This is a genomic window from Paraburkholderia dinghuensis, from assembly GCF_003837865.1.
Taxonomy (GTDB): Bacteria; Pseudomonadota; Gammaproteobacteria; order Burkholderiales; family Burkholderiaceae; genus Paraburkholderia; species Paraburkholderia dinghuensis.
In genome coordinates this window covers 89,912-103,622 of sequence record NZ_RQIS01000017.1, presented here as the reverse complement: position 1 = coordinate 103,622, position 13,711 = coordinate 89,912, and the positions used below count along the sequence as shown (strand labels likewise).

13 protein-coding genes and 1 pseudogene are annotated in these 13,711 nt (G+C 64.7%); 9 read left to right on the top strand and 5 right to left on the bottom strand.

Annotation, left to right across the window (positions count from 1 at the left end; translation table 11 throughout):
• Positions 1–49 precede the first annotated feature (49 nt).
• Positions 50–304 (bottom strand): hypothetical protein, encoded by a 255-nt coding sequence (locus tag D1Y85_RS21440; RefSeq protein ID WP_124153077.1) that lies wholly within the window; start codon positions 302–304, stop codon positions 50–52.
• Positions 305–494: 190 nt separating this feature from the next.
• Here D1Y85_RS21440 and D1Y85_RS21435 point away from each other — a divergent pair, with 190 nt between their 5' ends.
• From D1Y85_RS21435 to D1Y85_RS21405, 7 genes and pseudogenes are all read left to right on the top strand, one after another.
• Entirely contained in the window at positions 495–1,241 is a 747-nt protein-coding gene (locus D1Y85_RS21435; RefSeq protein WP_124153076.1) for a response regulator transcription factor, read from the top strand.
• Between the two features lie 27 nt (positions 1,242–1,268).
• A pseudogene (gene hemA, locus D1Y85_RS21430) lies at positions 1,269–2,555 on the top strand (glutamyl-tRNA reductase); the annotation flags it as partial.
• Between the two features lie 226 nt (positions 2,556–2,781).
• Positions 2,782–3,864, top strand: a complete 1,083-nt coding sequence (gene prfA, locus D1Y85_RS21425; protein WP_124153074.1) for a peptide chain release factor 1 — start codon at positions 2,782–2,784, stop codon at positions 3,862–3,864.
• Positions 3,861–4,727 (top strand): peptide chain release factor N(5)-glutamine methyltransferase, encoded by an 867-nt coding sequence (gene prmC / locus D1Y85_RS21420; RefSeq protein ID WP_425466965.1) that lies wholly within the window; start codon positions 3,861–3,863, stop codon positions 4,725–4,727. Before prfA ends, prmC begins: the two co-directional genes overlap by 4 nt.
• A gap of 107 nt (positions 4,728–4,834) precedes the next feature.
• On the top strand, positions 4,835–5,146 hold the full coding sequence (grxD, locus tag D1Y85_RS21415; RefSeq protein ID WP_124153073.1) for a Grx4 family monothiol glutaredoxin: 312 nt from the start codon (positions 4,835–4,837) through the stop codon (positions 5,144–5,146).
• 109 nt (positions 5,147–5,255) lie between these two features.
• The gene (locus D1Y85_RS21410; protein WP_124153072.1) at positions 5,256–5,858 is read left to right on the top strand and encodes a UbiX family flavin prenyltransferase; all 603 of its coding nucleotides are present in this window, start codon (positions 5,256–5,258) and stop codon (positions 5,856–5,858) included.
• A gap of 184 nt (positions 5,859–6,042) precedes the next feature.
• Positions 6,043–6,843, top strand: coding sequence for a DODA-type extradiol aromatic ring-opening family dioxygenase (locus D1Y85_RS21405; RefSeq protein ID WP_124153071.1), 801 nt, complete (start codon positions 6,043–6,045; stop codon positions 6,841–6,843).
• A gap of 102 nt (positions 6,844–6,945) precedes the next feature.
• Here D1Y85_RS21405 and D1Y85_RS21400 read toward each other — a convergent pair whose 3' ends face one another.
• Positions 6,946–8,541 (bottom strand): APC family permease, encoded by a 1,596-nt coding sequence (locus D1Y85_RS21400; RefSeq protein ID WP_124153070.1) that lies wholly within the window; start codon positions 8,539–8,541, stop codon positions 6,946–6,948.
• Positions 8,542–8,977: 436 nt separating this feature from the next.
• On the opposite strand from D1Y85_RS21400, the gene D1Y85_RS21395 reads away from it, so the two are divergent.
• Positions 8,978–9,181, top strand: coding sequence for a cold-shock protein (locus D1Y85_RS21395; RefSeq protein ID WP_124153069.1), 204 nt, complete (start codon positions 8,978–8,980; stop codon positions 9,179–9,181).
• 211 nt (positions 9,182–9,392) lie between these two features.
• On the opposite strand, the gene D1Y85_RS21390 is transcribed toward D1Y85_RS21395, so the two are convergent.
• The 3 genes from D1Y85_RS21390 to D1Y85_RS21380 all read right to left on the bottom strand — a co-directional run bounded on the left by D1Y85_RS21390 (position 9,393) and on the right by D1Y85_RS21380 (position 12,821).
• Complete coding sequence (locus tag D1Y85_RS21390; RefSeq protein ID WP_124153068.1) at positions 9,393–10,655, bottom strand: Hsp70 family protein; 1,263 nt, start codon at positions 10,653–10,655, stop codon at positions 9,393–9,395.
• 175 nt (positions 10,656–10,830) lie between these two features.
• The gene (locus D1Y85_RS21385; protein ID WP_124153067.1) at positions 10,831–11,433 is read right to left on the bottom strand and encodes a nitroreductase family protein; all 603 of its coding nucleotides are present in this window, start codon (positions 11,431–11,433) and stop codon (positions 10,831–10,833) included.
• A gap of 104 nt (positions 11,434–11,537) precedes the next feature.
• A complete protein-coding gene (locus tag D1Y85_RS21380) occupies positions 11,538–12,821 on the bottom strand; it encodes an MFS transporter (protein ID WP_124153066.1) in 1,284 nt (427 codons plus the stop codon).
• Between the two features lie 172 nt (positions 12,822–12,993).
• On the opposite strand from D1Y85_RS21380, the gene D1Y85_RS21375 reads away from it, so the two are divergent.
• Entirely contained in the window at positions 12,994–13,674 is a 681-nt protein-coding gene (locus D1Y85_RS21375; RefSeq protein WP_124153065.1) for a TetR/AcrR family transcriptional regulator, read from the top strand.
• Positions 13,675–13,711 lie beyond the last annotated feature (37 nt).

The window sequence follows — 13,711 nt, the reverse complement described above, 5'->3', positions numbered from 1 at the left end:
TGTTCGTGCGGGACGGCGGCCGGATACCGCGAGCGGAGGGTCGATGCGTTCAGCGGCGCGCGCGCAGCGCGATGGCCGTGGCGACAAAGGCAAGCGCGAGCGCCGTGCAGACTGGCCATTCGAGTAGCTCGCCATCGTGGAAGAGCCCGGTGACGCGCCCAGCGAGGCGCGCGAGCACGGCGCCAGACACGCCCGCGACGACCGCCATCACGAGGCCGCCACGCGCGCGCGTGCGCATCGGGTGGAGCCACCGTCCCGCGACGCCGACCACGATGCCGAGCACGACGATGCCAGCCCAGCCCATTAGCGACTCGTCCTATCGTATTTCAGATTCATCCGATAGAACCGCCGCACCATTCGGACTAGCATTTTTGTCTCAATAACTGATTTTCAATGATAAACGGTCGACCCGGCACTTCCCGCGTAGCGGTTGAGTGTAGGTGGCAGGGTGTCGCAAGGCAAGCGCATCCGGCCCGCCGCGGCTGAAATCCGCTATGCGAATTGCACTTGTCGAACCGGATGCGCGCCAGGCTGAAATTCTCCAGCACCTGCTAATTGCAGGCGCGCACGCATGCCAGCCATTTCGCGCCGGCGCATCGCTGCTCGAAACGCTCGGGGATGAAGCGTTCGACCTCATGATCACCGCCTGGTGGTGCGGCGACATCAGCGCGGACGAACTGATTCCGCGCGCGCGCCGTTTGCTGCCCGGTCTTCCGGTGATCGTGCTGATGGTGTCGCCGCACGAAAGCGAGATCGTGGCAGCGCTTCACGGGGGCGCCGACGACTGCATGACCAAGCCGGCAAGCGGCCCGGAACTGCTCGCACGCATCGATGCCCTGTTGCGTCGCGCCGGCGTGCGCCGGCCGCGCAACCGCGCGCACCACGGCTTCGGCGAGTACCTGTTCGATTCAGCACGCCATGGCGTTTCCTTCAGGGGCCAGACCGTCACGCTCACACCCAAGGAATTCCGCTTCGCGCTGCTGCTGTTCACCAACGCATCGCGCCCTGTTTCCCGGGCGCGCATTCTCGAAACGGTCTGGCAACTGAGCCGCGACGTTCAGTCGCGGACGCTCGACACGCACGCCTCCCGGCTGCGCAACAAGCTCCAGCTATCGCCCGAACACGGCTGGCGCCTGACCACGTTGTACGGCGTCGGCTACCAGCTCGACAGACTCTCAACGCCCGGTACGGAACCTTCGGGCTCGGCTGACGGACATATAGGAAGCGAAGAAAAGTTATAATATTTGTCTAAATTTCGCCTCCACGGTATGCAGCTTCTAACGATCGGAATCAATCACCACACCGCGCCTGTCGCCTTGCGCGAGCGCGTGGCATTTCCGCTCGAACAAATCAAGCCTGCGCTCGCCCTGTTCAAGGAGGCGTGGTCGGGCCGTCGTGCGCTCAGCGCACCGGAAGCCGCCATCCTGTCCACCTGTAACCGCACCGAACTCTACTGCGCCACCGACGACCGCGCCGCGCGCGACGCCGCCGTCCACTGGCTCTCGCAGTACCACGGTATCCGCGAAGAGGAACTCGCGCCGCACGTCTACGCGCTGCCGCAGTCCGAAGCGGTGCGCCACGCGTTCCGGGTGGCGTCGGGGCTCGACTCGATGGTGCTCGGCGAAACACAGATCGTCGGTCAGATGAAAACGGCTGTGCGCACCGCCACCGAGGCCGGTGCGCTCGGCACCTATCTGAACCAGCTGTTCCAGCGCACCTTCGCCGTCGCGAAGGAAGTGCGCAGCACCACTGAAATCGGGGCTCAATCCGTTTCGATGGCCGCCGCTGCCGTACGGCTCGCGCAGCGCATCTTCGAGAACATTTCCACCCAGCGCGTGTTGTTCATCGGCGCGGGCGAGATGATCGAACTGTGCGCCGCGCACTTCGCTGCGCACGCACCGCGCGAGCTTGTCGTGGCGAACCGCACCGCCGAGCGCGGCCGCGAGGTCGCCGAGCGCTTCGGCGGCCATGCGATGCCGCTGTCTGACCTGCCCGCGCGCATGCATGAATTCGACATCATCGTGTCGTGCACCGCGTCCACGCTGCCGATCATCGGCCTTGGCGCCGTCGAGCGCGCCGTCAAGGCGCGCCGTCACCGCCCGATCTTCATGGTCGACCTCGCGGTGCCGCGCGACATCGAACCCGAAGTCGGCCAGCTCGAAGACGTGTTCCTCTACACCGTCGACGACCTCGGCACGATCGTGCGCGAAGGCAATGCCTCGCGCCAGGCCGCCGTCGCGCAGGCCGAGACGATCATCGAGACGCGCGTCGCAAACTTCATGCAGTGGCTCGACGCACGCAGCATCGTGCCCGTGATCCGCCACATGCACACCCAGGCCGACACGCTGCGCCGCGCCGAACTCGAGCGCGCACGCAAGATGCTCGCGCGCGGCGACGATCCGGCGGTGGTGCTCGAAGCGCTCTCGCAATCGCTCACGAACAAGCTGATCCACGGCCCGACGCACGCGCTCAACAGCGCAAGCAGCGAGAATCGCGACTCGCTCATCGAAGTCATGAGCGGTTTCTACCGGCACGGCCAGTCGAGCCGCGAGTCCCGCGAATCCCCTGAAACACGCGACGCCCGCGATGAGCAGGCCGCGCCTGCCGCCTCATCCGCGGCGGATAGTCCTTCCGAATCGTCCGGTTCCTCGGACCGTTAGCGGCACGGACCGCTGACCAGCGCGTCCCTTTTTACGCTAACGCGCCCAACGACCGGGCGCACCGCCCGTCCCCCTTTTTCTCTCGCAGTCCTTTTTCGGAATTCCCGCTTCGAACCGCCCGATGAAAACGAGCATGCAATCGAAGCTCGACCAGCTGACTACGCGCCTGGCCGAGCTGAACGACCTGTTGAGCCGTCCCGATGTGACGTCCAACCGCGACCAGTACCGCAAGCTCACGCGCGAGCACTCGGAACTGGAGCCCGTGGTCGAGCACTACGCGCAGTGGCGCCAGGCGAAAGAGGACGAATCGGCGGCGAAGGACCTGCTTTCGGACGCCTCGATGCGCGAGTTCGCCGAAGACGAGGTGAAAAGCGCGCGCGATCGCATGGCGCAATTGCAGACCGACCTGCAGAAAATGCTGCTGCCTAAGGACCCCAACGATGAGCGCAACGTGTTCCTCGAAATCCGCGCGGGCACGGGCGGCGACGAATCGGCGCTGTTCGCGGGCGACCTCCTGCGCATGTACCTGCGCTACGCCGAGCGCAATCGCTGGCAAATCGAAATGATGTCGGCGAGCGAGTCGGACCTCGGCGGCTACAAGGAAGTCATCGTGCGGATCGCGGGCGAGGCCGCCTATTCGAAGCTCAAGTTCGAGTCGGGCGGCCATCGTGTGCAACGCGTGCCGGCCACGGAAACGCAGGGCCGCATCCACACGTCGGCGTGCACGGTCGCGGTGATGCCCGAAGCCGACGAAATCGGCGAAGTCGAGATCAATCCCGCCGATCTGCGCATCGACACGTTCCGCGCCTCCGGCGCGGGCGGCCAGCACATCAACAAGACCGATTCGGCCGTGCGCGTGACGCACCTGCCGACCGGGATCGTCGTCGAGTGCCAGGACGATCGCTCGCAGCACAAGAACAAGGACCGCGCGCTCAAGGTGCTGGCCGCGCGTATCAAGGACAAGCAGTACCAGGAGCAGCACGCGAAGGAAGCGGCGACGCGCAAGAGTCTCGTCGGCTCAGGCGACCGCTCGGAACGCATCCGCACGTACAACTTCCCGCAAGGGCGACTCACCGATCACCGCATCAACCTCACGCTCTATCGCCTTGAATCGATCATGGACGGCGAACTCGACGAACTGATCGGCGCGCTCCTCTCCGAGCATCAGGCCGAACAGCTCGCCTCGCTCGGCGACGCGGACTGAGAACCGCCCCGCCCGTGAGTGTGAACCCCGTCACCGCCGACACCCTGCTGCGCGCCTCGCCGTTGCCAGCCCTGGAGGCTCGCGTACTGCTCATGCACGTGCTTGGCTGGCGCCGCACCGAACTCATCACGCGCGGCGACGAAGCGCTCGATGCAGCCCAGATCGACGCGTATCGCGCGCTCGAGGCACGGCGTGTGGAAGGCGTCCCGGTCGCGCAACTGGTGGGTGCGCGCGAGTTCTACGGCCTCGATTTCGAAGTCACGTCCGATGTGCTGATTCCGCGACCCGAAACCGAACTGCTCGTCGAAACAGCGCTCGCCGCCATCGAGGGCCAAACCGCGCCGCGCGTGCTCGATCTCGGCACAGGCAGCGGAGCGATCGCGGTGGCGATCGCCTCGGCGCGGCCGGACGCGCGTGTGTGGGCCGTCGACCGCTCGGCGGCCGCGCTTGCGCTAGCCGAGCGCAATGCCACGCGGCTTCTCCACGCGAAACGCCCAGGCGGCGCGCTCGCCTTCCTCTCGGGCAGCTGGTACGACGCACTCGATCCGTCACTGCGCTTTGAGGCGATCGTGAGCAATCCGCCGTACATCGCGAGCGGCGATCCGCATCTCGAACAGGGCGACCTGCGCTTTGAGCCGCGCGGCGCGCTCACGGACGAAGCCGACGGCCTCACGGCCCTGCGGGCCATTGTCGCGGGCGCGCTCGCGCATCTCGCTCCGGGAGGCGTGCTGTGGATGGAACACGGCTACGACCAGGCGGCAGCCGTGCGCACCCTGCTCGCTGCGCAAGGCTTCTCCGATGTACATTCACAGCAGGATCTCGCCGGTATCGAGCGCATCAGCGGGGGTCGGTCGCCGCGCTGAGACGCACGGCGAATGTCCCCTCCGCCGACCATGTCGCACCCCGCCTGATCAGGCGAAATCCGCTATCATTTCAGTCTGTTCCGCATCAATACTTTGCAAGGTCACTCATGGAAACCCAACAACGCATCAAGCAGATCGTCGATGAAAACGCAGTCGTCCTGTTCATGAAGGGCAATGCGCAGTTTCCGATGTGCGGTTTCTCGGGTCGCGCGGTACAGATCCTCAAGGCATGCGGCGTCGATCAGTTCAAAACCGTCAACGTCCTCGAAGACGACGCGATCCGCCAGGGCATCAAGGAATTCTCGAACTGGCCGACCATCCCGCAGCTTTACGTGAAGGGCGAATTCATCGGCGGCTCGGACATCATGATGGAGATGTACGAGAACGGTGAACTGCAGCAGCTTTTCGCGCAGGCGTAAGCGCCTCGCCGGGGGGTGGTCTGAACGCGGCCCGAACCGCGCCACCACCCGGCCGTCCCGCCTGGGCAGCCTTTCGATCTCCCGCACGCCCTACGCGCCCCGTCCGTTCGTGAACGCTTCCCATCTCGCTCCGCCGCGCAGGCTGATCGTCGCCATTACCGGCGCGACCGGCGCGATCTACGGCGTGCGCATCCTCGATATGCTGCGCCGCGTCGGCGGCGTCGAGAGCCATTTGCTGGTCTCATCAGCGGGCTGGCTCAACATCCAGCACGAACTGCAGCTCACCAAAGACGACCTCCACGCGCGCGCTGACGTCGTTCATTCGGTGCGGGATGTGGGCGCGAGCATCGCGTCGGGTTCGTTCGCGACGGACGGCATGATCATCGCGCCGTGCTCGATGAAAACACTCGCAAGCGTCGCGCACGGGCTCTCCGATAACCTCATCACCCGCGCCGCCGACGTCACGCTCAAGGAGCGCCGCCGCCTCGTGCTGCTCGTGCGGGAGACGCCGCTCAATCTCGCGCACCTGCGCAACATGACGTCGGTGACCGAAATGGGCGGTGTCATCTTTCCGCCACTGCCCGCGTTCTACAACCAGCCTGCCTCGATCGACGAAATGGTCGATCACACGGTCGCGCGCGTGCTCGACCTGTTCGCACTCGGGCCTGCGCTTGCGCCTGCGTGGCAAGGTCTGCGCGAAAGCGCGGACTAAAGCGGAAAGCGCCCCCGGCACTTTCCGATCGCCATCTGGTCCTGCGAGCCGTTGCTGCGGCAGGCGACTATTATCAACATTCGCGACGCAATCAATTCTCTCGCAGCCGGTTTAATTCCCAGCGGTGGGCATCTATATTCATCGCAACCGAACCTTCAGCGCCGCCTCGCCGCGGCCCTCGATCATGACGACCCCCACCCGCATGCCGGCCGTGTTCCTTTCGCACGGCGCACCCACACTGCCGATCGACCCGTCGCTGCCCTCCGGCGCCTTCGCGACGCTATCCTCCGAGCTGCCGCGCCCCGAGTCGGTGCTGATGCTGTCTGCTCACTGGTGCACGCTGCAGCCCGTGGTCAGCACAGCGGCGCAGCCCGAAACGATCCACGACTTCTACGGCTTCCCGCGTGCGCTCTATGAAATCGAGTACCCCGCGCCGGGGGCGCCCGAGACAGCGCAGCGCGCCGCCGCGCTGCTGCGCGAGCGAGGTGTGCCGGTCGACGAAGAAGAGCACGGCATCGATCACGGCACTTGGGTTCCGATGCTGCTGATGTTCCCGCACGCCGACGTGCCCGTCACCCAGCTCTCGATTCAGCCACGTGCCGACGCCGCGCATCACTTCGCGATCGGCCGCGCGCTGCGCGCATTGCGCGACGAAGGCGTGATGGTGATCGGCTCCGGCCAGATCACGCACAACCTGCGTGCGGCGGATTTTTCGGCACGTCCGGAGGATGCGGACCCGCACGTCGCCGAATTTACGGACTGGTTCGAAGACCGTCTCGCCGCGCGGGACATCGACGCCTTGCTCGACTATCGCCACCGCGCGCCCCACGCGCAACTCATGCATCCGACCGACGAACATCTGTTGCCGGTCTTCGCTGCGCTCGGCGCCGCCGACGATGACTACACGCTCGGCGTCCAGTCGCTCGGCACGTACCAACGCGCGCTCGCGATGACGAACTACGTGTTCGGCTCGGCGCAGCGCTGACCACGCCGCCGCCCCCGGAAACGAAAAAGCCCGCCTGAATCGCTTCAGGCGGGCTTTTTCGTTACATCGATCGCAGCCGGTGCCGCGATCGACGTCCGGCGCTCAGTGCGCGCCGATGCCTTCGAGCACCTCGTCGTGCTCCTGACGCTCGCTGAGGTACGGCGTGCGGTAGCCTGAGTTGATGCCCCAGTAATAGAAGACGAGCGCAACAAGCGCGACCACCAGCATGTCCCAGCCGTAGGGAAGCACGTTGGCACCGCCGAACTGCTTGCTGCCGATCAGCGAGAGAAGCGCCATGACCGGAAGGTACCCGCACAGCCACCAGGCGGCCTTCAGGTCCGCGCCCCAACCTTCAAAGCCTTGCTTGGCCTGGAAATAGAAGTAGACCGGCAGCGCGACGACCATCAGCAGGATGATTTCGCCAGTCAGCGGCCATTTCGCCCAGTACAGGATCAGCGATGCGCAGACGAACGCAAATGGTGCGATCACGTTCATGAACGGCACCGAGAGCGGCCGCTTGAGATCCGTCGCGGAGCGCTTGAGCGCCATCAGGCTGATCGGGCCGGTGAGGTACGAGATGACCGTCGCCACCGAGATCACCGCCGCGAGCGCGCTCCAGCCGCGGAAGAAGAACATGAAGATGAACGAGACCAGCAGGTTGAACCACATCGCGTTGCGCGGCACGCCGTAGAACGGGTGCACGCTGCCGAACATCTTCGGCATCGTATTGTTGCGCTCCATCGCGTAGATCATGCGCGAGGTCGTCGCCATGTATGTCGTACCGGTGCCGCTCGGGCTCACGAATGCGTCCACGTAAAGCAGGATCGCGAGCCAGTTCAGGTTCAGCGCGATCGCGAGTTCAGCGAACGGCGACTTGAAGTCGAACGTGTTCCAGCCGCCGGCGACGTGAGCGGGGTCCACCGCGCCGATGTAAGCGACCTGCAGCAGCACATAGATCACGAGCGCCAGCAGGATCGAGCCGATCACCGCAAACGGCACGCTCTTCGCCGGGTTGCGCGCTTCACCCGCGAGGTTGATCGGGCTCTGGAAGCCGTTGAACGCAAACACGACGCCGCTCGTCGCGACTGCCGTGAACACCGCCGACCAGCCGTACGGCGCGAAGGTGGTCGTCGTGCCGAAGTTTTCGTGGTGGAAGGCGCCGGCCATCAATCCGATGATCGTCAGACCCGGAATGACGAACTTGAACACCGTGATGGCGGTGTTGGCCCGCGCGAAGATCTTCACGCCCCAATAGTTGAGCATGAAGTACACGATCACGAGCAGCGCCGAGAGCCCGAGCCCGGACGGTGTCAGCTCCCCGTGGACGAATAGCGCGTGCGCCCACTCATAGGGCCAGGTGCTCATGTACTGGATCGATGCTTCCGCTTCGATCGGAATCACCGAAACGATGGCGATCCAGTTTGCCCATGCACTGATGAAGCCCACCAGCGCACCGTGGGAGTAGCGGGCATAGCGCACCATGCCGCCCGACTCCGGGAACATCGCGCCGAGTTCGGCGTAAGTGAGTGCAATGGCCAGAATCACCACGGCGCCGATGATCCACGCGCAGATGGCCGCCGGACCCGCAATCTTCGCAGCCTTCCACGCGCCGAACAGCCAGCCCGAACCGATGATCGAGCCGAGACCCGTAAACATCAGTGCGAACGGGCCGATGCTCCGTTGAATAGAACTTTTCACGTCTTCTCCTGTATCAAGAGCGGTTTGATGCCGAGGGTCCCATCTGTTTTGTGGACAGGTTTCCGGGCGGTCGCACCTCCCGCGCACTGAGTGGATTGCACCCCTTGGGCGCAACCTTTGCGCGGCGCGTAGTTTAACGGTTGCACCGAAAAACGGCGTCGAAAGTCCCCTGCTTGCTACAAAAAAAGTTGCGCTCGCGACAAGGCTTGTGTGCTTTTGTTTCGACCCCAGCGTAAAAAAACGTCGAGTTTTCCCCGCTCCCAGTTGACCTTACTGCGATTTCGCCGTATAAAGACCACGCAGGATTTCAAGCGGCGAGTGTGAATTGGTCTTTCGTAGTTCGCCCATCAACGGTACTCCGGCTGGTCCCATACCCCTTCCTTGATTTTCGTGCACCTCTCTGGCTTCGGCCTCAATTTATTTTTAGGAAAGTAATATGGAAACCGGTACCGTCAAGTGGTTCAATGACGCAAAGGGCTTTGGCTTCATCACTCCGGACGGCGGCGGCGAAGACCTGTTCGCGCACTTCTCGGAAATCAAGGTCGACGGCTTCAAGACGCTGCAAGAAAACCAGAAAGTCCAATTCGAAATTCGCACTGGCCCGAAGGGCAAGCAAGCTGCGAACATCAAGCCGGTCTAAGACTGCGTCTTGAGGTAATGTCCGCCAGGATGCCTGCTACGGCATCCTGCCCGACAAGCTTACCGAAAAACCCCACGCTTCCTCTGGAAGGTGGGGTTTTTTCTTGTCTGCTCCCGGCGAAGTGGCGCCAGGTGGGGCTGCAGCATCGCGTTACGCGATGGGAGTGACGGTTTGCGGGCGCCGCGTATCGTGTCCCGCGGCCGCTCCGGCTTCAGCCGAACAGGCGCTGCGCGTGAATGCCAAGGCCTGTCGCCACGCTCGCCAGCCGGTCGCCGAACACCGGCCGCGCCTGCGGGAAGGCCTCTGAGAGCGCCTCGGTGAGGAACCGCAAACCCGTCGAGCCGCCCGTGAAATACAGCGCGTCCACGTTGGCAGGCGCGACACCGGCCGCCTGCACCGTATCGCGCGCAGCCTGCACGATGCGGCGCGTTTCCTCGCGGCCGGCTTCGACCAGTTGCGCGTCGCAGAACGCAAGGCGCAGATCGGCCTCCACCGTTTCCAGATCGATCATCGTCTCGCCGCCCGCCGATACGCCGATCTTCGCCTCCTCGCCACGTGCCGCCAGCGCGTGTCCCAGACGCTGCTCGACCACGCGCATGAGCCGGTCGTGGTGTTGTGTGTCGCGATACAGGTGACGCATCAGCTTCAGCTCGGTCGTGCGCTTCGGCGTGTAGACGGTGTTGATCAGGTGCCACGTCGCGAGATCGAAGTAGACGCGGTTCGGAATCTCCCGGCCTTCCGGATCGAGTGTCTGGTAGCCGAGTTCGCACAGGATCGTCGAAAGCGCCACGCGGCGGTCGTAGTCCGTGCCCGCGACATGCACGCCGTGATGCGCCAGCACGTCATCCTTGCGTTCGAGCCGATGCATACGCTGCGGGCCCACGCGCACGAGCGAAAAGTCCGATGTACCACCGCCGATGTCGGCCACGAGCACGAGACCTTCTTGCGTCAGGCGCGATTCGTAGTCGAATGCGGCGGCAATGGGCTCGTACTGGAAGTGGATCTCGCGAAACCCCACGGCACGCGCAGCCGCTTCGAGCTGATCCTGCGCGAGCTGGTCGGCGCGCGGATCATCGTCGACGAAAAAGATCGGGCGGCCCAGCACCGCACGGGCGATCGGCGCATTCGCGCACGCTTCGGCGCTGCGCTTCAGATGGTCGACAAAAATCGCGATGATTTCCGTGTAGGGAATCGCGCTGCCGTCGCCGAGATCCGTCGTGCTTTGGGCGAGCGGCGAGCCGAGGATGCTCTTCATCGACCGCATGAGGCGGCCGTCGAAGCCGTCGATGTACGACGCCAGCGCCGCGCGGCCGAACTCGCGCGTGTGCTCATCGGCGTTGAAAAATACGGCGGTCGGCAACGTGACGTGGTCGCCTTCCACGGGCGCGAGCCGCATGGTGCCGCCGGGCGAAGCATCGGGCAGCGCCACGGCCGAATTGGAGGTTCCGAAGTCGATCGCGCAGAACGTGGTCATGGCAGGAAGCGCGCCGCACGGGGCATGCACGCGTGCAAGGAAGGGCTGGGAGGGACGGGCTTTGTATCACGAAAGCCTGGCGCGCCGCAACCGCAACGCCGTGATGCGTCCCCGCAAAGAAAAACGCGCGGTCAGGCCGCGCGTTTATTCGTGCTGGTCAGGCGTCGATCGCTCGTCAGCCCTTGAACGGCTGCTTCCACGCGTTCGCGTAAGCGATCTCACCCATCGCCGCGCGCGTGCGCTCCGCCTTTTCCCGATCGCGCAGGACCGGATCGAGCTTCTCGGTTTCGCCGTAGTGGCCAATCGAGATGATCGCGAGCGGTTCCACGTCGTTCGGCAGCGCGAACTCCTTGCGGAATGCGTTGACGTCGAAGCCGCTCATCTGGTGCGCCGCGAGGCCTAGCGCATGCGCCTGCAGCACCAGCGACATCGCCGCCGCGCCCGCGTCGTACTGCGCCATGCGGTTCACTTCGCCCTTCGTGTTGAGCGTCTGCGCGGTCACCGCGATCAGCACCGGCGCCGGCGCGTTCCACTGCTGGTTGAACGGCACGAGCGTTGAAAACGCGCGCTTGAACGCGACTTCGTCAGCCGTGCGGTCGAAGACGATGAAACGCCACGGCTGCAGGTTGAAACTCGACGGCGCCCAGCGCGCCGCTTCGATCACCGCATGCAGCGCCTCACGGCTCACCGGCTCGTTTGAATACGCGCGCGGACTCCAGCGGCCGGCAATCAGTTCGTGGATGGGCACGGCTGTCGGTGCAGGTTTTTGCTTCGTCATGCCTTGTCTGTCCTTTACGTGAGGGCGGCTCGCCCCAGGGGACACTAGCATACCCTCACCTTATCAATCGCGCTGCAGCAATTCCGGAAGGGTAAACGCCCGCCTTATGCTGTTTGCACGGCCACTTCACGCGGGCCGCGGTTGATCCGCAGTACGAGGAACGACGCAATGAGACACAACCCGCCGGAAATCATCGACGCCACCGTGTAAGTGCCAAGGCTCGAGCGCAAAAGTCCCGCGCCGTAGGCCGCGAACGCCGCACCGAGCTGGTGTCCTGCCACCACCCAGCCGAAGACGATTGGCGCGTGCTCCTTGCCGTAGACGTCGGTGGTGAGACGCACCGTTGGCGGCACGGTCGCGATCCAGTCGAGTCCGTAGAACACGGCGAAGATCGGCAGCCCGAAGAACTCAATGCCGAACGCGTGCGGGAGATAGATCAGCGAAAGTCCGCGCAGGCCGTAGTACCAGAAGAGCAACAGACGGCTGTTGAAGCGGTCCGAAAGCCAGCCCGACAACGTCGTGCCGAAGAGATCGAAGATGCCCATCGCCGCGAGCAGCGACGCGCCCTGAACCTCCGATAGACCGTAGTCGCCGCACATCGCGATGAGGTGGGTGCCGACGTAACCGTTCGTGCTCGCACCGCAGATGAAAAAGCTGAAGAAGAGCAGCCAGAAGTCACGCGTGCGGCTTGCCGATGTGAGCGCGCCGAACGCGATCTTCAGCGGATTTCCCTGCGGCTGGGGCGGCGCGGACGGCATGTCGTGGCCTTCGCCATAAGGGCGCAGTTTCATGTCGGCGGGCCGCTCCGGCAACAGCAACGCGACGAGCGGAATCACCACCGCCGACGCCGCCGCGACCACCAGCACCACCGGCTGCCAGCCGTACTTCTGCGCGATCGCCGCCAGGAACGGCAGGAACACGAGTTGACCGGTGGCCGAGCTTGCGGTGAGGATGCCCATCGCCAGACCGCGGTGCGATGTGAACCAGCGCGTCACCACGGTTGCCGACAGCGACAGCGCCGCGACGCCCGTCGCACCGCCGACCATCACGCCCCAGATCAGCACCATCTGCCACGGGTGCGTCATCAGCGACGACAGCGCCACGCCACCGCCCATCGTGCCGAGCGCTGCAAGCAGTGTCGGACGCACGCCAAAGCGCTGCATCGCCGCCGCCGCGAACGGCCCCATCAGGCCATAGAGCGCAATGTTCACCGAAATCGCGAGCGAGATCGTCGCGCGGCTCCAACCGAACTGGTGCTCGAGCGGAATCATCATCACGCTCGGTGTCGCGCGCGTGCCGGCGGCCGCCAGCAAGACGAGAAACACCACCGCCACGACGAACCATCCGTAGTGAAAACGTCCGCCGATCCATCTAGCTGCCCAGTTCATCCGTGCTCCTGTCGCCGCTCGGGGAGCGGTCGCCTGCCTGATTTTGTTATTAGCCCGATTCGAAAACTGTGAACGCTTCGACATCAACTTGTTACCGATCGGTCACAAGTGTGTTGCGATAGTAGTGACCGCTCGGTAACATGTCAAGCGTATCCCTACCGGCGAGACTGCCATGACCGACCACCCACCCACCGCCACGGACCGCCGCACCGGCAAACCGCGTCCGCATACGACGGGCGCTCTTGCGCACGAGCATCTGCTCAACGCGGCGGGCGAACTGTTCTACCGGGATGGCGTGCGCGCCGTGGGCATCGAAGCCGTGGTCGAGCGTGCGGGCGTCAACAAGATGAGCCTGTACCGGCAGTTCTCGTCGAAGGACGATCTGGTGGTCGCCTATCTGAAACGATGCGACGAACGATTCTTCGAACGCTTCGACGCGAGCCTCGCGAAACATCCGGGCGAGCCGGTCAAGCAGTTGCTCCAGTATTTCGACGACCTTGCGCGGCGCGCGTCAGCGCCCGGCTACCGCGGCTGTCCGTTCGTCAACGTTGCGGCGGAATTCCCGGATGTGTCGCACCCTGCGCGGCACGCGGTCGCCGAGAACAAATCGAAGCTGATCGCGCGGCTCACCGCGCTGGCGAAAGACGCGCGCGCAGCGGACCCCGCCGCACTCGCCGATGCGCTTGCACTTCTGGTCGAAGGCGTCTATGCGGCGAGTCAGACATATGGAGCGGGTTGCGGCCCGATCCTTGCGACGCCGCGCGTGGCGAAACTGCTGATCGATGCGGCGTGCCCGGCAGCGCCGGACACGACGGCGCGGCCCAATCAGGCACCGACGCGTAAGGCCGGCTGAGACGCCGCACCGCGCAAGGCCCGCCCCGCCGGCCGGT